An 18,895-nucleotide genomic window follows, 5' to 3' on the forward strand; every position below is an offset into this window, starting at 1 on the left:
AAAACCCGACTTCCGGCCTGGCGTTCCGGGCGCTACCAAGGGTCGCATGCTGCGCCTGTTCACCGCCATCGCCATTCCCGAAGACGTCGCCGAGACGCTTCAGCGCCGTCAGTCCGGCCTGCCCGGCGCGCGCTGGCGACCGCTGGACGCCCTGCACGTCACCCTGGCCTTCTATGGCGAGGCGTCCGAAAGGACGGCCGACGATCTGGCCTCGGAACTGAGCCGAGCCGAGGGCGGCGGGGCCTTCGAGATCACCCTGAACGGCGTCGGGGCCTTCGGCGACGCCCACCGCACCCACACCCTGTGGGCGGGGCTGGAACGGTCGGAGCCGCTGAACGTCCTGGCCGGGCGCTGCCGCGCGGCGGGCGAGCGGGCGGGCGTGCCGCCGGAGAAGCGCGAGTACCGGCCGCACGTGACGCTGGCCTATCTGAAGCCCCAGGCGAACCCGGACCGCATCGGGGCCTGGATCGCCGGGCACAACCTGCTGCAGTCGCCGCCGATCCGGGTGGATCGCTTCGGCCTCTATTCCAGCGTCCTGACCAGCGACGGCAGCGTTTACAGCCTGGAGCGGGAGTATCTCCTGTGATCGAGCGTCCGACCTCGCCGCTTGGCCCGACGCTGGAGACCGAGCGGCTGTTCCTGCGTCCGCCGACGCATGATGACTTTCCGCGCTGGGCCGACTTCATGAGCGACCCGGAGACGACCCGCTTCATCGGCGGAGCGCAGTCGAAGCATGAGGTCTGGCGGGGGATCGCCGCGGTCGCGGGCATGTGGGCTCTGCAGGGCGAGGGCATGTTCTCGGTGATCGAGAAGGCCACCGGAAACTGGATGGGCCGCATCGGGCCGCTGCACCCCTACGACTGGCCGGGGCGCGAGGTGGGCTGGAGCCTGCACCGCGACGCCACGGGCAAGGGCTATGCGGTCGAGGCGGCGGCCGCGACCATGGACTACGCCTTCGACGTGCTGAACTGGCCCGACGTGATCCACTGCATCGACCCGGATAATCGGGGCTCGGAAAAGGTGGCTCTGCGACTGGGGTCGAGCAACCGCGGGCCGGGCCGTATCCCGCCGCCGTTCCAGGATCATGTCGTCAATCTGTGGGGGCAGACGCGCGAGGAATGGCGCGCCAATCGCACCCGTCTGTAGCCGCCAGGTCATCCGAAGCCGGGCGCCGGGCGTAAGGGCCCCGTCGGGATTTTCGGAGGACGCCGTATGAAACACCCCAGGTTTGAGCGCCATGCCCTGCCCGCGGCGGCGGCCGTGGTGGTCGCCGTCCTGTTGGCCAGCCCGGCCCTGGCCCAGGCCGAGGCGGTCGATCTGGACCGCTTCGACGGCCGCTGGTTCGAGATCGTCCGCAATCCCAACGATGTTCAAAAGGATTGCAGCCGCGCCCAGATCGACTTCACGCCCCAGGCCCCCGGGAGCCGCTACGCCATCGCCGTGACCTGCACCCGGCGACCGGGCGGACAGATAGAAACCCTTCGCGCCAACGCTCGCGTCACCGACGCCGCGACGCGGGCCAAGTTCCGCTTCACCTTGCGGGGCCTGCTCAGTTTCGGCGGTCTGGCGGGCCAGAACTACTGGGTATGGGATCACGCCCCTGACTATAGCTGGGCCATCATGGGCCTGCCGAACAAGTCTCACTGGTGGATCTGGCACCGCAGCCAGAGCCCGTCCGAGGCGACCCGGACGCGTCTGATCGCGCGGGCGCGGGAACTGGGCTTTGGCGGCGAGCCGGTGCACACCGGCCGCTGAACGGCGTCGCTTGCGGCGGGAACATAGGTGGAACATAAAGGCGGCATGACCGCCTCCGCCCTGCATCTCGAACTGGTCTTCAGTCGCCCCGAGACGACCCTGTCGGTCACGCGCGGGGCGGCGCGGCTGATGCTGGATATGGGCTATGCGCCCCTGCTGGAGGTCTGCCTGCCCAATGGTCGGCGCGCCGACGTCATGGCCCTGGGGCCCAAGGGCGACGTGGTCATCTGCGAGGTGAAGTCAGGGATCGACGATTATCGCGTGGACCGCAAATGGCAGGAGTACGGGCCCTTCTGCGACGCCTTCTACTTCGCCGTGGCGCCCGAGTTTCCACAATCCGTCCTGCCCGAGGAGCCGGGCCTGATCGTCGCCGACGGCTTCGGCGGGGCGGTGGTGCGCGAGGCCCCCGCCACGCCGCTGGCCCCGGCGCGCAGGAAGGCGCTGACCCTGGCCTTCGCCCGGCTGGGGGCGCTTAGAACCATGCGGGATTGATTTTCCTCCCTGTTCGCGGAGCGAATGGGGAGGTGGATCGGCGGCGCAGCCGACGAGATGGAGGGGGCGACTCCCCGGCGACCGTCTGCGCCGCTCCCTCCACCACTTCGTGGTCCCCCTCCCCACAGGGTGGGGAGGAAAGGCTTAGCGAGGCGCCCGCTTGGCCAGAATCCGCTGCAGCGTCCGACGGTGCATGCCCAGGCGGCGGGCGGTTTCAGAGACATTGTGGTCGCACAGCTCATAGACGCGCTGGATATGCTCCCAGCGCACCCGGTCGGCGCTCATCGGATTTTCAGGCGGTTCAGGGGCGTCGCCAGTGGACAGCAGGGCCTTGACCACGTCGTCGGCGTCGGCGGGCTTCTGCATATAGTCGACGGCGCCGGCCTTGACCGCCGCGACGGCGGTGGCGATGGCGCCGTATCCGGTCAGCATGACGATGCGCGCGTCCTCGCGGCGCTCGCGGATGGCCTCAACCACCTTCAGGCCGTTGCCGTCCTCCAGCCGCATGTCCAGGACGGCGAAGGCGGGGACCGAGACGCGCAGGGCGTCGCCCGCCTCGGCCACGGAACCGGCCAGGGTCACGGTGAAGCCGCGGGCTTCCAGCGCCCGACCCAGACGGGTGCGCAGGGCTGCGTCGTCGTCGAGCAGCAGCAGGGTCTTGTCGGTCAGGGTGGCGATACGGGCTTCGAGTTCGGACATGGAGTTCTCCTGACGCTCAGGTCGTGCGTCCGCGCGGCATGGTCAAGGTTTTAGCTCCCGACTGCGACATCAGGTTCCACCTAGGCCTTGCGCGGTTCGAGGGCGGGATCGGCGACTTCGAGGGCCTGTCGCGGCCAGCGGACGGTGACGCGGGCGCCGCGCGGCTGGCCCTTTTCGCCGTCGCCGGCGCCGACCGAGACCTTGCCGCCGCTGCGCTCCAGCAGGGTGCGGGCGATGAAGAAGCCCAGACCCATCCCCCCCTGGCTGGGAGCGATAGGGGCGGTGATCGGCGGCGGCGCAGTCTTGCGGCTGGCCTTGCGCGGGGCGTCCGAGGCGGCGGCGAGCTGGGCCGCCAGGGCGCGGCGGGCCTTGGTCTGAGGGCGGCTGGTCACATAGGGTTCGCCCAGGCGCGGCAGGATCTCTGAGGCGAAGCCGGGGCCGTCGTCGAGGATGTCGATCTCGATCCAGCCGGCGTCGACGATGGCGGTGACGCGCACCCGGCTGTTGGCGAAGTCTGCGGCGTTCTCGATCAGGGTCGACAGGCCGTGGATGACCTCGGGCAGGCGGTGGACGCGCGGCACCGGCTGGCCGGGCGGGGCCTTGATCGCGGTCTGGAAGTCCAGATCGAAGCCGCGATGCGGCTCGACCACCTCTTCCAGCAGGGCCTTGAGGTCGACGTCGGCGTAGAGGGCGTCGCCGTCCTCGGGCTGGGCCGACAGCTGTTTCAGGATGTCGCGGCAACGTTCGGCCTGTTGCAGCATCAGGGCGGCGTCCTCGGCCACCGGGCTGTCGGGCGGCGAGGCGCGCAGCAGCTCCTTGGCCACCACCTGAATGGTCGCCAGCGGCGTGCCCAGCTCATGCGCGGCGGCGGCGGCCAGACCGCCCAGGGCCGCCAGTCTCTGTTCGCGTTGCAGCACGTCCTGGGTGGTGGCCAGGGCCAGTTCCAGCTTTTCGGCGTCGGCGGCCACCTTCCAGGCATAGCCCGAGGTGAACAGCACCCCGGTGGCCAGGGCCAGGCCCATGCCGAAGCGGTAAAGGCCGGGCAGAACCAGGTGCTCGTGCAGGCGCCACGGCAGGGGCAGGGACCAGGAAAAGAGGACGGCCAGGGCGATCAGGGCCATGACCCCCAGCACCAGGGCCTGACGCGAAGGCAGGGAGGCCGCCGCAATGGTCACCGGCGCGACCAGCAGCAGGCAGAAGGGGTTGTCCAGTCCGCCGGTCAGGGCCAGCAGGGTGGCCAGTTGCAGGATGTCGAAGCCTAACTGGGCCGCCGTCTGCGGGCCGTTGGGCAGGCTGCCGTCGATGCGCCGCGCCCGCGCCATGGTGGCCAGGTTCATCACCACCCCGGCGCCGATGGTCAGCAGGCATTCCCACAAGGGCAGGGGGAAGTGCAGGGCGAAATAGGCGGTCAGGATGGCCGAGGTCTGACCCAGGATGGCCAGCCAGCGCAGCACGATCAGGGTCCGCAGAGACAGGCCGCGTCCGCGCCGGGGCCGCTCGCGCAGGGCCTCCATGGCGCCAGAGCGGCCCGCGACCTTCACGGCCTGCGACAGGGAGGGGGCTTCTGTGCTGCTCACGCCTCTTCTATAGACCGCGACGCTGGCGGCTGCACACCCGTCGCCGGCCTTTGAGGAGAAGTCGATGCCGCGTCGTCCCGTCATTCTGTTCGCCGCCGCCTGTGCGGTCATCGCCCTGGCTCTGGGGCTGATCACCATGGTCGTGGTCAAGGGACGCGAGCAGTCGGCACAGGTGGCTGAGACCGGAACCGGCCAGCCGACCGTCGGCGGTCCCTTCACCCTGACCAATCAGGACGGACAGGTGGTCGATCAGTCGATCCTGAAGGACAAGTGGACCCTGGTCTTCTTCGGCTTCACCTACTGCCCTGACTACTGCCCGACCACGCTGGGCGTGCTGAATGCGGTGCAGGAGCGCATGGAGAACGACCTGGGCGACAAGGCCAAGGACCTGCAGATCGTCTTCGTCAGCATTGACCCCGAGCGCGACACGCCCAAGCTGCTGAAGGATTATCTGTCGTCGGACGGCTTCCCGGACGGCGTCATCGGCCTGACCGGCACGCCGGAGCAGACGGCCCAGGTCGCCAAGGCCTACCGCGCCTTCTACCAGAAGGTCGGCGAGGGCGAGGGCTATACGATGAACCACAGCCTGACCGTTTATCTGATGGGGCCGGACGGCCAGTTCCGCAGCGCCGTGGCCCACGACCTGGGGCCGGACAAGACGGCCAAGCTGATCGAACGGGCGATGGAGCGGGGCTGATCACCTTTCCCTGATCAGGGGCGACCCTGGTCTGTTTTGCCTCGGAAAGCGTTATATGCTGCACTGCCGCATCGGCGGGGGCCGCATCGGGGTTTCATGCTCTACGCATTTCACGAACTCGCCTATCATTCGGCGACGCCGTTCCGGATCGGGGCCCAGATGGCCCGCCAGTTCTGGACGTCGCCTTTCAATCCGGCCTCGGACACGGCCATCGGTCGCACGGCCTACGCCTCGGCCGAGGTGTTCGAGAGCCTGACGCGGCGCTACGGCAAGCCCGCCTGGGGCTTGGAGACCATCGACATCGACGGCCATGTCGTGCGCACGACGGAGCAGGTCGTCTGGTCATCCCCCTGGTGTCGGCTGGTCCGGTTCAAGCGCGACGCAGGCGACCTGAAGAAGGCGGGCAAGGCGCTTGAGGCGCCCGCCGTCCTGATCGTCGCTCCCCTGTCGGGTCACTACGCCACCCTGTTGCGCGGCACGGTCGAGGGCTTCCTGCAGGACCACGACGTCTATGTCGCCGACTGGGAGAACGCCCGTCAGGTGCCGGTGCTGGAAGGCCGCTTCGACTTCTACGACTATATCGACCATGTCCGGGCGATGCTGACGGCCATCGGCCCACGCGCCCACGTCGTCGGCGTCTGCCAGCCGGGACCGCCGGTGCTGGCGGCCTGCGCCGTCATGGCGGCCGAGAACGACCCGAACCGGCCCGCCTCCATGACCTTCATGGGCTCGCCCATCGACGCCCGCCTGTCGCCGACGGTGACCAACCAGCTGGCTGAGGCCAAGCCCTTCGCCTGGTTCAGGTCGAACATGATCCACACCGTCCCCTGGCCCTATCCGGGCTTTGGGCGGCGGGTCTATCCGGGCTTTGTCCAGCTCTACAGCTTCATGTCGATGAACGAGGACAAGCACGTCGACGCCCATCGCCGCTACTTCGAGAGCCTGGTCGATGGGGACGGCGACGGGGTCGAGAAGCACGAGCAGTTCTACGACGAATACCTGTCGGTTCTGGACCTGACCGAGGAATTCTATCTCCAGACCATCGACATCGTCTTCCAGCAGCATCTGCTGACGCGCGGTCTGTTGGAGCACAGAGGCCAGCGCGTCGATCTGTCCGCCATCACCGACATCGGCCTGGCCACGGTCGAGGGCGAGAAGGATGACATCTCCGGCGTAGGCCAGACCCAGGCCGCGCACGGCCTGACGCCCCACATCCCTGACGACCGCCGCCTGCTCTACGTCCAGCCGGGCGTGGGTCATTACGGCGTCTTCAACGGCCGCCGCTTCCGCGACGAGATCTATCCGCGCGTGCGCGACTTCATCGCCCAGAACGAGAGCCTGAGTGCAGTATCGGAACGGTCAGCGGCTGCCGCTTGAGGGCGGGGGCGCCCTTCGCCTGTCGGTGAACCCGCGGGCGCGTAGGCTGTCGATCCGCATCGACGCCCGCGCCGGCGAAGCCGTGGCCGTGGCCCCGTCCGAGCGGCGTCTGGGCGAGGTGGTGGCCTTTGCGCGCAGCAAGTCGGAGTGGATCGCTGACCGGCTGGCCGCGCGGGTCGCGGGTTCGCCTCTGGAGCCCGGCGCGACCGTTTCCTGGCTGGGGCGGAGCGTGCGGCTGGAAGCGGTCGGCGGGGCGGGCGCGGCGCGTCTGATCGAGACGGCGGACGGGCCGGTGATCCGCTCGGGCGGCGAGGGCGAGGCCTTCTCGCGCCGGGTCGAGAACTGGTTCAAGCGGGCGGCGCGCGCCTTTCTGGTCGAGCGCACCGAGGTCCATCTGGCCGCGCTAGGCCAGAAGCCGGTCAAGGTGTCGATCGTCGACACCCGTTCGCGCTGGGGGTCGTGCAGCCCGCACAATCGCTCGATCCGCTATTCCTGGCGCGTGATCATGGCCCCATCCGAGGTGGCCGACTACCTCGCCGCGCACGAGGTCGCCCACCTGGTCCACGCCGACCACAGCCCGGCCTATTGGGCGGTGGTGCACCGGCTGGTCGGCGACCATCGCCCGTTCCGCCAGTGGCTGCGCGACCACGGCGCGGGCCTGCACGCCGTGGGGCGATAGGGCGGCCCTTCCTTTTCCGTCATCCTCCGGCAAGCGGCGCAGCCGCGCAGACCGGGGGACCCAGCGGCGCCCGTCAGGCGAAAAGGGACACGCGCGACGCTGGAAGTTCGCCTTCGGCGCCGCTGGGTTCCCCGATCTCCGCTTCGCTTCGTCGGAGAATGACGAACTCTAGAAGAACACCGCCTCGGGCTTCTTCTCGCTGCGCGGGGCCTCCTTGGGCGCAGGCTGGGGCGAGGTGGGGCGGATGACCGGCTGATCATTGGGCAGGGGCGCGGGGGGCGGCAGGGGCTGGCCGTCGACGATGGCCGGGCCGGGTTCGCCGTCCGTGGGTTGGGCGTAGGGGTCTTGCACCTGACCCATCATGTCGCCGACGGGATCGGGCGCGACCCAGCCTTCGGGCAGGGGCGGGCCGTTGGGGATGGGCTGGACCGCCAGTTTGGGCAGGGCCGCCTCCATGAAGCCGCGCCAGATGGCGGCGGGCGACGAGCCGCCGGTCACGCCGCGCATGGCCTTGTTGTCGTCCTTGCCGACCCAGACGGCGGCGACGAAGCCGCCGGTGTAGCCGACGAACCAGGCGTCCTTGTAGTCCGAGGTGGTGCCGGTCTTGCCGGCGATGTCGCGCCCGCCGATGGCCGCCGACCGGCCGCTGCCCGAGGTGATCACGCCGCGCAGCATTTGGTTCATGTAGTAGAGCGACGGGTTGTTGATGGCCTGGCCGCTCTCGCCCGTGCCGTGGCTGTAGATGACGCGGCCCGAGGGGGTGCGGATGCGGCTGATGCCATAGGCCTCGACCCGCTTGCCGCCGTTGGCGAAGGCGTCATAGGCTTGGGCCATCTCCAGCGGGCTGACCTCGACGGCGCCGAGCGCCATCGACGGCTGCAGGCCGATCTCGCTGGTGATGCCGAGGCGACGCGCGGCGCGGGCCACGCTGTCACGACCGACCTGATCGGCGACATAGGCGGCGACGGTATTGGTCGACTGGGCCACCGCTTGAGCCAGGGTCATCTGGCCCGAGAAGTTGCCGGAATAGTTCTTCGGCGACCATCCGCCGATGGTCACGGGCTGGTCCACGACCGGGGTGGTCGGGGTGTAGCCGGCCTCGACCGCCGCCAGATAGACGAAGGGCTTCCACGCCGAGCCGGCCTGACGGCGGGCGTCGACGGCGCGGTTGAACTGGCTGTCGGCGTAGGAGCCGCCGCCGATCATGGCGCGGACCCGGCCTTCGCCGTCCAGCGCCACCAGGGCCGCCTGTTCGACGCCCCGGCCCTTGTCGCGGTCCAGGATGCGGCGCACGGCGCGCTCGGCGTCGGTCTGCAACGTCAGGTCGAGGGTGGTCTCGACCACCATGTCCTCGGTCGGTTCGCCGACCAGGCCGCGGATCTGCTTGTCCAGCCAGTCGATGAAGTACTGGGCGTGCTGGCTGGCGAGGGTGCGCGACACGCGGACCGGCTCGGCCACGGCGGCGTCGCGCTGGGCCGGGGTGATGACGCCGGCCTCGACCATTTCATTGAGGACGACGGTGGCGCGGGTGGCGGCGCGCTCGCTCTCGGACACGGGCGAGTAGCGCGACGGGGCTTTCAGCAAACCAGCCAGAAGGGCGGATTCGCCGACCGTCAGCTTGTCCGCGCTCTTGTCGAAGTAGCGCTGCGAGGCCGCCTCGATGCCATAGGCGCCAGCGCCGAAATAGACCCGGTTCAGATAGAGGGCGAGGATCTCTTTCTTGGTGAACTTCATCTCCAGCCAGACGGCCAGCATCAGTTCCTGAACCTTGCGCTTCATGTTCTGATCGGGCGTCAGGAACAGGTTCTTGGCCAGCTGCTGGGTGATGGTCGAGCCGCCCTGGACCACGCGCCCGGCCTTGAGGTTCAGGGCCATGGCCCGGCTCATGCCGATGGGGTCGAAGCCGGGGTGGTGATAGAAGCGGCGGTCCTCGATGGCGACGAAGGCGGCGGGGACATAGTCGGGCAGGGCGTCCAGATCGACCGGCGGGGCCATCTGCGTGCCGCGCACCGCGATCAGGGCCCCGGAGCGGTCCAGATAGGTGATCGAGGGCTGCCGCTCGACGTCGTAAAGCGTCGAGGTGTCAGGCAGGTCGCGCGCGAAGACGGCGAAGAAGACCACAGCGAAGATCAGGCCCCAGACGGCCAGAACCGCGCCCCAATAGAAGAGGTTGCCGAGGAAGGACCGGCGCGGCTTCTTGCCGCCGCCCTGCTCATTGCGGTCAGGTCCGCCGTCTTTACGCGCCATGAAAGTCCCTCTTGCAGCGGCGTGACCCTAGAGCGAAATCGGCAGGGACGCGACAGCGTCCAAACTCAGATATTCGCGCAAGCAAGATGCCGGGTCACGCCGCCGTAGAAAACGCCGTCGTTTCTAATCACAGGAGCGTGAGGACTTATTTCGCCGAAAGAAAGGCGTCCAGATCACCGTAAAAGGCCGTCGGCTGGTCCAGCATGATGAAGTGGGCGCTGTCGTCGATGCGCTTCAGCCTGGCGTTCGGCAGGTTGGCGAATGACATCTGATAGATGGCGTCGGTGATGGCGTCGGTCATGCGCGGGTCGTTGAACTTCACGTAGAGGACTTCGGTCGGGGCGGTGATCTTGCCCAGTTCCGGGCGCAGATCGGTGACGATCAGCTCGCGGAAGGCGGCGGCCGAGACCTGCTGGTCGCTGTTTTCGGTGTCCTGCAGCGGGCCGGAGCGGGCGGCCTCGGTCTTGATCATGGCGGTGACGGCGGCGCGGGCCTGGGTCAGGTACTGGTCGCGGGGCGCGGTCGACTGGGCGGTGAAGACCTGATCGGCGACGGGGGCGACGCTTTCCGCCGTGGTTCCGGGCGGGCCGAACATGGCGCCCATGAAGGGGATCATGTCCACGACCATCAGCTTGCCGACCAGATCGGGATGCCGCGCGGCCAGCATCAGACCCATGGTCCCGCCCATCGAGTGGCCGACGACGGCGGGCTTTTGCAGGCCCTGTTCACGGATGTAGCGGGCGATCTCCTCGGCCACCGGGGCGGCGACCGGGCCGCTCGCATTGCCCTTGGCCGGCGCGCCGGCGAAGCCTTGAACATGGATGCGGTGGACACGGTAGCGGTCCCCCAGATGATCGACCACGCCCTGCCAGATCTCGGGCGAGGACGACAGGCCAGGGATGAGGATCAGGTCAGGTGCGCCTTCAGGGCCGTCGACGCGAACGTGGAGGCGGTCCGAGGCGAAGGCGGCGTGGGCGTGGCCGGCGGCATGATTGGTGTGACCGTCCTGGGCCTGGGCGGCCAGGGGCGAGGCCAGGACCAGAAGGGCGGCGGCGATGGCGATGCGATGGTTCATGGCGTGGCTCCCCGAAAGATGATCTTCGAACTAGATGACCGACTTTATGATGTAAAGTTCTTTTTGTGACCCATCATCGACCCCGACGACACGAGCGGCGTCTCTTGATAGAGAGGCGGGATGAAGCCAGCCGCCGTCGATCCCGTCCAGTCCTCTGATGTCGCCGTTCCTGAGGCCAAGGCCCCGCCTACAGCCTTCGGCAAGGGCTTCGTGCGCGACGCATGGTATTTCGTCGCCCTGGCGCGCGACGTGCCGGTCGCCAGCCTGAAGCGCTATGAGGTGATGGACGAGCCGGTCCTGATCGGGCGGACGCGCGCGGGCGCGATCTATGCCATGCGCGATATCTGTCCTCACCGCGCCGCGCCCCTCTCGGCCGGGCGTCTGGTGGACAAGCCGGGCGAGGGCGAGACGATCGAATGCCCCTATCACGGCTGGCGCTTCCGTCCCGACGGCGTCTGCGCCGCCATTCCCTCCCTGGTCGAAGATCAGGCCTTTGAGGCCAATCGCATCCGCGTCCGGTCCTATCCGGTGCGCGAGAGCCAGGGCCTGGTCTTCGTCTGGATGGCGGCGGACGCGCGTGATCCGTCCGAGCCCGACCACGAGCCGCCGCTCTTCCCCGGCGCTGAGGGCGAGGTGAAGCTGGTCGAGGCGATGGATTTCGACAGCCATATCGACCACGCCGTCATCGGCCTGATGGACCCGGCGCACGGCCCCTTCGTGCATCAGCAGTGGTGGTGGCGCTCCGAGCATTCGATGCATGAAAAGGCCAAGACCTTTGCGCCGCGCGACTATGGCTGGGCCATGGTGCGCCACGCCCCGTCGTCGAACAGCCGCCTCTACAAGATCCTGGGCGGGGCGCCGGCGACCGAGATCACCTTCCGCCTGCCCGGCTATCGCTGGGAGCATATCCAGGTCGGCGCCAAACAGGTGCTGGCCCTGACCTGCCTGACGCCGGTGACGGAGACCAAGACGCGGATCACCCAGATCTTCTGGTCCGACCACTGGGTGTTCAATGTCGCCAAGCCCTTCCTGCGCATGGGCGTGGTCGCCTTCCTGAAGCAGGACGGCGGCATGGTGAACCTGCAGAACGAGGGGCTGAAATACGACCCGGCCCTGATCTGGATCGACGACGCCGACAAGCAGGCCAAATGGTACCAGCAGTTGAAGCGTGAGTGGATCAAGAGCCGCGCCGAGGGGCGCAGCTTCATCAATCCGATCAAGGAAGTGGTCTTGAGGTGGAAGAGCTGATTGGAGGGGTGGCCGAGGTCGTCATGCTCCGACCCTGAAGCCAAGCAAAAGGCCTCTCCCCGCGCTGGGGAGAGGCCTTTTCTATTCAGCGATCAGGGGCTGTCGGCCCCCGCGGACTATTGCCGCGCCAGCTGGCTGGAAAGGATCAGGTCCAGTTGCTTGCGGATCTGCGGCGTCAGCTCTTCGATGCCCCAGTTGTCGTAGGCGGCGTAGCGGAAGTTGGCGATGAAGACGTCCCAGATCATCCGGCCCATGACCATCTGATCGAGGTCCTGACGCAGTTCGCCTTCGCGAATGCCGCCCTGAAGGACATTGATGATGGCTTCGACGATCGGCTTGACGAAGGTGCGCGAGCGCTCGTCGGCGGCCTCGGGCTGGAACCACGAGCGGGCGATCATCGCCTGCATCAGCGGCAGGTGCTCCAGCGAGCGATGGTAGCCGGCGGTCAGGCCCTCGGCCAGACGCTCGGCGACGCGGCCTTCATGACCGGCGGCGGTCTGGATGTCCTGCAGCAGGCCAGCCATCTCCTCGGCGAAGACGCACTCGAACAGTTCGGCCTTGTCCTGGAAGTTGGCGAAGACGGCGCCGGTCGACATTCCGGCGCCCTTGGCGATGTCGCGGATGGTGGCGGCGTCGTATCCGCGCTCGGCGAACAGGGTGCGCGCGGCGTCCAGCACCTTCTGACGGGTGCGGATCTTGGCGGCTTGACGACGATTCAGGCGGGGCTGACCCTCGGTTTCGACAGTTTCCGGGGCAGACAGGCTAGTCTCACGCATCAGTAAAATACTCTGGCTCGGTAAGGGCTTAACGCCCGCCGGTCGTGAAGGGCGCCCGTAGCATCCAACCTGATCCGACGCCGCCTCGGCATGGACCACGATAAGACGACAACCGGCGTCCCGTGGGGGGGAAGCGAACTTTCATCACCGAACATTGACCAAAATGGGTCGCTAACCGATCTGAAATCTTGCTTAAGCTTGGCCTTAAGGTCAATCGGCCTAAGGGTTTTTACGTAGTTTGCGTACTGTTGTTCGGTGGCGGAACGTTTGAACGGGGGCTGCGGAACGCTCTTGCTGGGCGGGCGCCCCGACCATCTGGCGCCGCCGCCTGGAAGGTCTTGCGGAAGCCGTCGCGACGCTCGTGAATCGAGGCCAGCACAAGCCCCATGGGGACGCCGAGATCGACCAGGGTGTTTTCGGCGAGCTGCAAACTGGCCTCCGTGGTCTCGGGTACGGCGTCGGTGACGCCCAGGGCGTAGAGGCGGGCGGCGTGGTGATCGTCGCGTGCGCGGGCGATCAGGATCAGGTCGGGGCACAGGGCGCGGGCCGCCTTGACCACCTCATCGACTTTAGTCGGACTGTCCATGGTGACGATCAGGGCGCGGGCCGATCCCAGGCCGCAGGCGGTCAGCATCTCGGGCCGGGCGGCGTCGCCGTAATAGACTTCATGACCTTCCGCGCGGCCTGACCGGACGGTGGCGGGATCGGCGTCCAGGGCGACGAAGCGCTGATCGTGTTCGGCCAGAAGCTCGCCCACTAGCCGCCCGACCCGGCCGAAGCCGACGATCAGCACCGCTTCGTCCGGTCCCGGCGCGCCGGCGTCCGGCGACAGGCCTTCGGTCTCGGGGTCGGAGACCGGCGCGGCGCGTTTGGTCAGGGCGCGGGCCAGAACGGCCAGCAGGGGCACAGCGAACATGCTGAGGGTGGCGGCCAGCATGGCCTTGCGGGTCAGCTCGGGCGAGGCCAGGCCTTCGACCAGGCCGGTGGACAGGATGACGAAGGCGAACTCGCCCGCCGGGCCCAGGACCAGGGCCGTCTCGATGGCCGAGCGGGCGGCCAGGCCCCAGGCGCGGGCCAGGACGAAGATGATCAGGGCTTTCAGCAGGATCAGACCGGCGGCCATGCCCAGGACGGTGGCCGGGTCCGCCGCTACCGCGTCCAGGTCCAGGCCGATGCCGACCCCGATGAAGAAGACGCCCAGCAGCAGGCCCTTGAAGGGGTCGATGGCCACCTCGACCTCGCGGCGGAACTCTGTCTCGGCGAGGAGGACGCCCGCGACAAGCGCGCCCAGGCTCATCGACAGGCCGACCGCCTGGGCCGTCAGCCCGGCGACGACGACGACCAGCAGGCTGGCGGCCACGAACAGTTCGCGGCCTTCGCCCCGGTGCTGGGCGCGGGCGACCGAACGGAACATGGGGCGCAGCACCAGCCGCCCCAGCAGCACCATCAGAAACAGACCGCCGGCGGCGGGCAGCAGGGTGAAGAGGGCGCGGCCCAGGGCGGCGGGCTCCACCGTGGCGGCGTTGCTCTGGGCCAGGGTCGCCAGCACGGTGACGGTGATCAGAATGGGGGCGACCGCCACGTCCTGGGCCAGCAGGACGGCGAAGGTGGCGCGCCCGGTTTCACTGTTGATGCGCCCTTGCGCCGCCAGCACCGGCATGACCACAGCGGTCGAGGACAGGGCCAGACCCATGCCCAGGACGGCGGCCCCGGCCAGGGGCTGGCCCAAGGCCATGAAGGCGATAGCGATGACCACGGCGCAGGCGGCGACCTGCAACAGACCCAGGCCGAAGACCAGTCGGCGCATGGCCTTCAGCCGCTCCCACGACAGCTCCAGTCCGATCATGAACAGCAGGAAGGCGACGCCCAGTTCGGAGAGCTGACGGATCTGGGCCTGATCGCCGATGGTCAGCCAGCTAAGCCAGCCGTGCGACTGGGCGAAGCGCCCAAGACCGTCGGGGCCCAGAAGCACCCCCGCCGCGAGAAAGCCCAGCACCGGGCTGATCTTCAGCCGGTTGAACAGGGGCACCACCACGCCGGCCGCCGCCAGAAAGACCACAAGGTCCCGGTATTCGCCGCCGTGCGCCTGATCCATGCATCCTCCGTAACGCCGCACTGTGACGCAGGCGATCACGATCTGGCGAGACGGCTCGCGTCTTTCATGAACTTTTTTTAAGACGCGGGTCCGCTCACGGTCGGACTAGGGTCCGCGCCGAACCTGAGCACGGGTTAGTCGAGGGAATTGCTTAATGAAGAAACTGCTGATCGGGGCCGCTGTCGGCGCCCTGTTGCTGCCCGCCGGAATGGCCGCGGCGCAAGACGGCCACGACCACGCCTGCGTGGACGAATCCTGCTCGGTGGTGGAGCTGTTCCACGGCGCCTCGGCGCCTGAAGGCGGCGCCGCGCCAGCCGGCTGGGCCGGCACGGACGCGCCCAAATACGGAACCTGGGGCTTTGACCTGTCGGGTCGCGACACCTCGGTGGCGCCGGGCGACAGCTTCTTCCGCTATGCCAACGGCGCGGCCTTCGACAAGCTGCAGATCCCGTCGGACCGCACCTCCTACGGCTCGTTCGCCCTGCTGCGCGAGCTGTCGGACAACCGCATGAAGGCCCTGGTTCAGGGGCTGGCGTCGCGCACGGACCTGACGCCCGGTTCGGACGAAGCCAAGGTGGCCGACGCCTATCGCAGCTATATCGACGAGGCGCGCATCGAGGCGCTGGACGCCCAGCCGTTGCAGCCCTTCCTGGCCGCCATCCGCGCCGCCGACACCCATGAGAAGATCGCCGCCTACATGGGGCAGACCCAGGGTCGGGTCGGCGCCTCCTTCTTCGGCACCGGCATCACCATCGATCAGAAGAACCCGACCCGTTACGCTGTGACGACCGGCCAGGCGGGCATCGGCCTGCCGAACCGCGACTACTATCTGGACGCCCGCTTTGCGGACAAGAAAGAGAAGTATCAGGCCTATGTCGAGCGGATGCTGACCAATATCGGCTGGGCGGATCCTGCCGGTCACGCCGCCGCCATCGTGGCGCTGGAAACTAGGATCGCCGAGGCCCACTGGACCCCGATCGAGAATCGCAACCGCGACAAGACCTACAACGAATACACCATCCGAACCCTGGCCGCCGAGGCGCCGGGCTTTGACTGGACCGGCTATTTCAACGCCGCCGGCCTGGGCTCGGTCGACCGCCTGATCGTGCGTCAGAACACCGCCATGCCCAAGATCGCCGCCATCTTCGCCGAGGCGCCGGTCGACACCCTGCAAGCCTGGCAGGCCTTCCACACGACGGACGACGCCGCCTCGACCCTGTCGAAGCGCTTCTCGGACGCCCAGTGGGAATTCCGTTCGCGCGACCTGTCGGGCCAACCCGAGCAGCGCAGCCGCGAAAAGCGCGCCATCAGCTTTGCTGAAGGTTCGCTGGGCGAAGCCGCGGGCCGTCTCTATGTCGCCGAATACTTCCCGGCCGAATCCAAGGCCAAGATGGAAGAGCTGGTCGCCAACCTGCGCACCGCCCTGTCGCACCGCATCGACAACCTGACCTGGATGGGGACGGAGACCAAGGCGGCGGCTCAGGAAAAGCTGCGCAAATTCACCGTCAAGATCGGCTACCCGGACAAGTGGCGCGACTACTCCGCCCTGGACATCCGCGCCGACGACCTGTTCGGCAACAGCCAGCGCCTGGGCGAGTTCCAGTGGAACTATCAGCTGAACCGCCTGAACGGCCCGGTCGACAAGGCCGAGTGGGGCATGACGCCGCAGACGGTCAACGCCTACTACAACTCGGCCAATAACGAGATCGTCTTCCCGGCGGCCATCCTGCAGCCGCCCTTCTTCGATCCGAACGCCGATCCGGCCGTCAACTATGGCGGTATTGGCGGCGTGATCGGTCACGAGATCGGCCACGGCTTCGACGATCAGGGCTCCAAGTCCGACGGCGACGGCGTGCTGCGCAACTGGTGGACCGACGAGGACAAGGCCAATTTCCAGGCCCTGACGACCCGTCTGGGCGCCCAGTATGACCAGTTCGAACCCCTGCCGGGCCACCCCGTCCAGGGCGGTCTGACCATGGGCGAGAACATCGGCGACGCCGCCGGCACGGCGGTCGGCCTTGAGGCCTACCACCTGTCGCTGAACGGCCAGCCGGCCCCGGTGATCGACGGCGTGACCGGCGACCAGCGCTTCTTCTACGGCTGGGCCCAGGTCTGGCAGTCGAAGTATCGCGAGGAGGCGCTGAAGCAGCAGATCGCCACCGATCCGCACAGCCCGGCCGAGTTCCGCGTCATCGGTCCTGTCCGCAACGTCGACGCCTGGTACGAGGCCTTTGGCGTCAAGCCGGGCGACAAATACTACCTCGCGCCGCAAGACCGCGTTCGCATCTGGTAGGCGCGACGTCTGACATGTGAAGAGGGCCGGAGCGGCGACGCTCCGGCCCTTTTTCATGAAGAAGCCGCACTCTCGAATAACCTTCGATTAATGCGACGGCGCAGGGGCTTTGCGCGGCCGCTGCAGGATTTCAGGCATGAAAAAGCCCGCTGCGGGGGATACATCGCAGCGGGCTTTATCGCTCTCTAAGGAGCGGACGTTTCCTCCCCGAAACGCCTTCAAGTTGTCGCTGCATTTGACCGCTGCGCCTCTTGAGTGAGGCCAATTGACGCGAACCCAGGGGTCAAGTCAATCAAGGTCAGCGTCAAAAAGCATCCATTTATGACTAAACATCGATAACCCGCGCCTGTGGCGCGGATAAACTCGAAGCCTATTCGATAATGGCGCGAACCGTTGCGATTAGTTCGCTGCGGGCCACCTTCTGCTGGCCGGGACGCTCAGCCTTCCAGGCCTCGTTGTCAGCGATGGCGGCGGCGCGGGCGCGTCCGGCGTCCAGATCCTTGATGGTGACTTCACCGGCGGCCAGTTCGTCGCCGCCGAGGATGACCACGGCGGGCGAGCCGCGACGGTCGGCGTATTTCATCTGCGCCTTCATGCCGGCGCGCCCCAGATAGAGCTCGGCGGCGATCCCGGCGGCGCGCAGTTCGGAGACGGCGTCGAGGTAGTGCTGCATATCGTCTTCCGAGAAGACTATGACCACAACCGGGCCGCGCGTGGCGTGATCGTCGCCGCGACCGGCGGCGCGCAGGGCCGAGGCCAGACGCGAGACGCCGAAGGAGAAGCCGGTGGCCGGCACGGACTGGCCGGTGAAGCGGGCGACCAGATCGTCATAGCGACCGCCGCCGCCGATGGAGCCGAAGCGCACGGCGCGTCCCTTGTCGTCCTTGGTGTCCAGCAGCAGCTCCGCCTCGAACACGGCGCCGGTATAGTATTCCAGCCCGCGCACGATGGTCGGATCGAACTTCACCTCGGCCTCGCCCACGCGCATGGCGGTCAGGGCCCGGTCGATGGCCGACAGCTCGGCCAGGGCCGCTTCGCCCGCCGCGCCCAGGGAGGCGCCGGCCTTGGCCACGGCGTCCAGCACGCCCGCGCGGCTGAGACCGGCGGTTTCGGCGGAGACGAGGAAGGCCTCGACCGCGCCGATCACGGCGGCGGGCAGGCGGGCGCCCTTGGTATAGTCGCCGGACTCGTCCAGACGGCCCTCGCCCAGCAGGGCGCGCACGCCCTCCAGGCCCAGGCGGTCATACTTGTCGACGGCGCGCAGGGCGGTCAGGCGCTGGACCGCGTCGGTCACGCCGCCGGCGTCGAACAGGCCGTCGAACAGCTTGCGGTTGGAGACGCGGATCACCGACTGGCCGTCGCCGAGGCCGGCGGCGCGCAGGCCCTCGCAGCCCATGGCGATGATCTCGGCGTCGGCTTCAGGACGGTCCGAGCCGACGGTGTCGGCGTCGCACTGCCAGAACTCGCGGAAGCGGCCGGGGCCAGGCTTCTCGTTGCGCCAGACAGGGCCGTAGGCGTAGCGGCGGAACGGCTTGGGCAGGGTCTCCCAGTTCTGGGCGGCGAAGCGGGCCAGGGGAGCGGTGTGGTCGTAGCGCAGGGCCATCCACTCGCCCGGCTCGTCCGACCCGGCGTCGTCCTGAAGCGCGAAGACGCCCTCGTTGGGGCGGTCGGCGTCAGGCAGGAACTTGCCCAGGGCGTCGGCGTATTCGAACGCCGGGGTTTCCAGCGGCTCGAAGCCCCAGCGCTCATAGACCTCTGACACGCGCGCGACGATGCGGCGCTCGGCGGTCAGGTCGCGGCCGCGACGGTCGGCGAAACCCCGGGGGGCGCGGGCTTCGGGGCGGATGGGGGCTTCGTCAGTCATGCCGCGCGATTAAGCCATCGG

Annotated in this window: 16 protein-coding genes; 9 read left to right on the forward strand and 7 right to left on the reverse strand. The window is 68.2% G+C overall.

Annotation, left to right across the window (positions count from 1 at the left end; genetic code table 11):
- Positions 1-46 precede the first annotated feature (46 nt).
- The 4 genes from thpR (at position 47) to mmcB (ending at position 2,247) form a co-directional block, all read left to right on the forward strand.
- Positions 47-586, forward strand: a complete 540-nt coding sequence (gene thpR, locus P0Y52_15385) for an RNA 2',3'-cyclic phosphodiesterase (protein WEK57899.1) — start codon at positions 47-49, stop codon at positions 584-586.
- Entirely contained in the window at positions 583-1,146 is a 564-nt protein-coding gene (locus P0Y52_15390) for a GNAT family N-acetyltransferase (protein ID WEK57900.1), read from the forward strand. The genes thpR and P0Y52_15390 overlap by 4 nt, the downstream gene beginning before the upstream one ends.
- A 66-nt stretch (positions 1,147-1,212) precedes the next feature.
- Positions 1,213-1,755 (forward strand): lipocalin family protein, encoded by a 543-nt coding sequence (locus tag P0Y52_15395; GenBank protein WEK57901.1) that lies wholly within the window; start codon positions 1,213-1,215, stop codon positions 1,753-1,755.
- A 45-nt stretch (positions 1,756-1,800) separates the two neighbouring features.
- Positions 1,801-2,247 (forward strand): DNA repair putative endonuclease MmcB, encoded by a 447-nt coding sequence (gene mmcB, locus P0Y52_15400; GenBank protein ID WEK57902.1) that lies wholly within the window; start codon positions 1,801-1,803, stop codon positions 2,245-2,247.
- Between the two features lie 144 nt (positions 2,248-2,391).
- Here the strand turns inward: mmcB and P0Y52_15405 are convergent, their stop codons facing one another.
- Both P0Y52_15405 and P0Y52_15410 read right to left on the reverse strand, forming a co-directional pair.
- The gene (locus tag P0Y52_15405) at positions 2,392-2,946 is read right to left on the reverse strand and encodes an ActR/PrrA/RegA family redox response regulator transcription factor (protein WEK57903.1); all 555 of its coding nucleotides are present in this window, start codon (positions 2,944-2,946) and stop codon (positions 2,392-2,394) included.
- Positions 2,947-3,026: 80 nt separating this feature from the next.
- Positions 3,027-4,460 (reverse strand): ActS/PrrB/RegB family redox-sensitive histidine kinase, encoded by a 1,434-nt coding sequence (locus P0Y52_15410; GenBank protein ID WEK59515.1) that lies wholly within the window; start codon positions 4,458-4,460, stop codon positions 3,027-3,029.
- Positions 4,461-4,587: 127 nt separating this feature from the next.
- Between P0Y52_15410 and P0Y52_15415 the strand changes: the two genes are divergently transcribed.
- The 3 genes from P0Y52_15415 (at position 4,588) to P0Y52_15425 (ending at position 7,276) form a co-directional block, all read left to right on the forward strand.
- Positions 4,588-5,220: an SCO family protein gene (locus P0Y52_15415; GenBank protein WEK57904.1), complete on the forward strand. Its 633-nt coding sequence runs from the start codon at positions 4,588-4,590 to the stop codon at positions 5,218-5,220.
- Between the two features lie 96 nt (positions 5,221-5,316).
- Entirely contained in the window at positions 5,317-6,597 is a 1,281-nt protein-coding gene (phaZ, locus tag P0Y52_15420; protein ID WEK57905.1) for a polyhydroxyalkanoate depolymerase, read from the forward strand.
- Positions 6,563-7,276 carry a SprT family zinc-dependent metalloprotease gene (locus P0Y52_15425; protein ID WEK57906.1) on the forward strand — a complete coding sequence of 238 codons (714 nt, stop codon included), beginning with the start codon at positions 6,563-6,565 and terminating at the stop codon, positions 7,274-7,276. Before phaZ ends, P0Y52_15425 begins: the two co-directional genes overlap by 35 nt.
- A 168-nt stretch (positions 7,277-7,444) precedes the next feature.
- On the opposite strand, the gene P0Y52_15430 is transcribed toward P0Y52_15425, so the two are convergent.
- On the reverse strand, positions 7,445-9,523 hold the full coding sequence (locus P0Y52_15430; GenBank protein WEK57907.1) for a penicillin-binding protein 1A: 2,079 nt from the start codon (positions 9,521-9,523) through the stop codon (positions 7,445-7,447).
- Between the two features lie 145 nt (positions 9,524-9,668).
- Positions 9,669-10,598 carry an alpha/beta hydrolase gene (locus tag P0Y52_15435; protein WEK57908.1) on the reverse strand — a complete coding sequence of 310 codons (930 nt, stop codon included), beginning with the start codon at positions 10,596-10,598 and terminating at the stop codon, positions 9,669-9,671.
- Between the two features lie 120 nt (positions 10,599-10,718).
- Here P0Y52_15435 and P0Y52_15440 point away from each other — a divergent pair, with 120 nt between their 5' ends.
- Positions 10,719-11,846, forward strand: a complete 1,128-nt coding sequence (locus P0Y52_15440; protein WEK57909.1) for an aromatic ring-hydroxylating dioxygenase subunit alpha — start codon at positions 10,719-10,721, stop codon at positions 11,844-11,846.
- A gap of 116 nt (positions 11,847-11,962) precedes the next feature.
- On the opposite strand, the gene P0Y52_15445 is transcribed toward P0Y52_15440, so the two are convergent.
- Together P0Y52_15445 and P0Y52_15450 are read right to left on the reverse strand one after the other, a co-directional pair.
- Positions 11,963-12,622: a TetR/AcrR family transcriptional regulator gene (locus tag P0Y52_15445; GenBank protein ID WEK57910.1), complete on the reverse strand. Its 660-nt coding sequence runs from the start codon at positions 12,620-12,622 to the stop codon at positions 11,963-11,965.
- 229 nt (positions 12,623-12,851) lie between these two features.
- Positions 12,852-14,717, reverse strand: a complete 1,866-nt coding sequence (locus P0Y52_15450) for a cation:proton antiporter (protein ID WEK57911.1) — start codon at positions 14,715-14,717, stop codon at positions 12,852-12,854.
- A 154-nt stretch (positions 14,718-14,871) separates the two neighbouring features.
- On the opposite strand from P0Y52_15450, the gene P0Y52_15455 reads away from it, so the two are divergent.
- Positions 14,872-17,010, forward strand: coding sequence for a peptidase M13 (locus P0Y52_15455; protein WEK57912.1), 2,139 nt, complete (start codon positions 14,872-14,874; stop codon positions 17,008-17,010).
- Between the two features lie 370 nt (positions 17,011-17,380).
- On the opposite strand, the gene hisS is transcribed toward P0Y52_15455, so the two are convergent.
- A complete protein-coding gene (gene hisS, locus P0Y52_15460; GenBank protein ID WEK57913.1) occupies positions 17,381-18,874 on the reverse strand; it encodes a histidine--tRNA ligase in 1,494 nt (497 codons plus the stop codon).
- Positions 18,875-18,895 lie beyond the last annotated feature (21 nt).

Origin of the sequence: Candidatus Brevundimonas phytovorans (genome assembly GCA_029203145.1) — a bacterium.
Taxonomy (GTDB): domain Bacteria; phylum Pseudomonadota; class Alphaproteobacteria; order Caulobacterales; family Caulobacteraceae; genus Brevundimonas; species Brevundimonas phytovorans.

Bases quoted from the DNA above. Each gene is read 5' to 3' on its own strand.
- thpR (WEK57899.1), top strand. From the start codon at position 47: ATGCTGCGCCTGTTCACCGCCATCGCCATTCCCGAAGACGTCGCCGAG.
- P0Y52_15395 (WEK57901.1), top strand. From the start codon at position 1,213: ATGAAACACCCCAGGTTTGAGCGCCATGCCCTGCCCGCGGCGGCGGCC.
- mmcB (WEK57902.1), top strand. From the start codon at position 1,801: ATGACCGCCTCCGCCCTGCATCTCGAACTGGTCTTCAGTCGCCCCGAG.
- P0Y52_15405 (WEK57903.1), bottom strand. From the start codon at position 2,946: ATGTCCGAACTCGAAGCCCGTATCGCCACCCTGACCGACAAGACCCTG.
- P0Y52_15410 (WEK59515.1), bottom strand. From the start codon at position 4,460: ATGGAGGCCCTGCGCGAGCGGCCCCGGCGCGGACGCGGCCTGTCTCTG.
- P0Y52_15415 (WEK57904.1), top strand. From the start codon at position 4,588: ATGCCGCGTCGTCCCGTCATTCTGTTCGCCGCCGCCTGTGCGGTCATC.
- phaZ (WEK57905.1), top strand. From the start codon at position 5,317: ATGCTCTACGCATTTCACGAACTCGCCTATCATTCGGCGACGCCGTTC.
- P0Y52_15430 (WEK57907.1), bottom strand. From the start codon at position 9,523: ATGGCGCGTAAAGACGGCGGACCTGACCGCAATGAGCAGGGCGGCGGC.
- P0Y52_15435 (WEK57908.1), bottom strand. From the start codon at position 10,598: ATGAACCATCGCATCGCCATCGCCGCCGCCCTTCTGGTCCTGGCCTCG.
- P0Y52_15440 (WEK57909.1), top strand. From the start codon at position 10,719: ATGAAGCCAGCCGCCGTCGATCCCGTCCAGTCCTCTGATGTCGCCGTT.
- P0Y52_15445 (WEK57910.1), bottom strand. From the start codon at position 12,622: ATGCGTGAGACTAGCCTGTCTGCCCCGGAAACTGTCGAAACCGAGGGT.
- P0Y52_15450 (WEK57911.1), bottom strand. From the start codon at position 14,717: ATGGATCAGGCGCACGGCGGCGAATACCGGGACCTTGTGGTCTTTCTG.
- P0Y52_15455 (WEK57912.1), top strand. From the start codon at position 14,872: ATGAAGAAACTGCTGATCGGGGCCGCTGTCGGCGCCCTGTTGCTGCCC.
- hisS (WEK57913.1), bottom strand. From the start codon at position 18,874: ATGACTGACGAAGCCCCCATCCGCCCCGAAGCCCGCGCCCCCCGGGGT.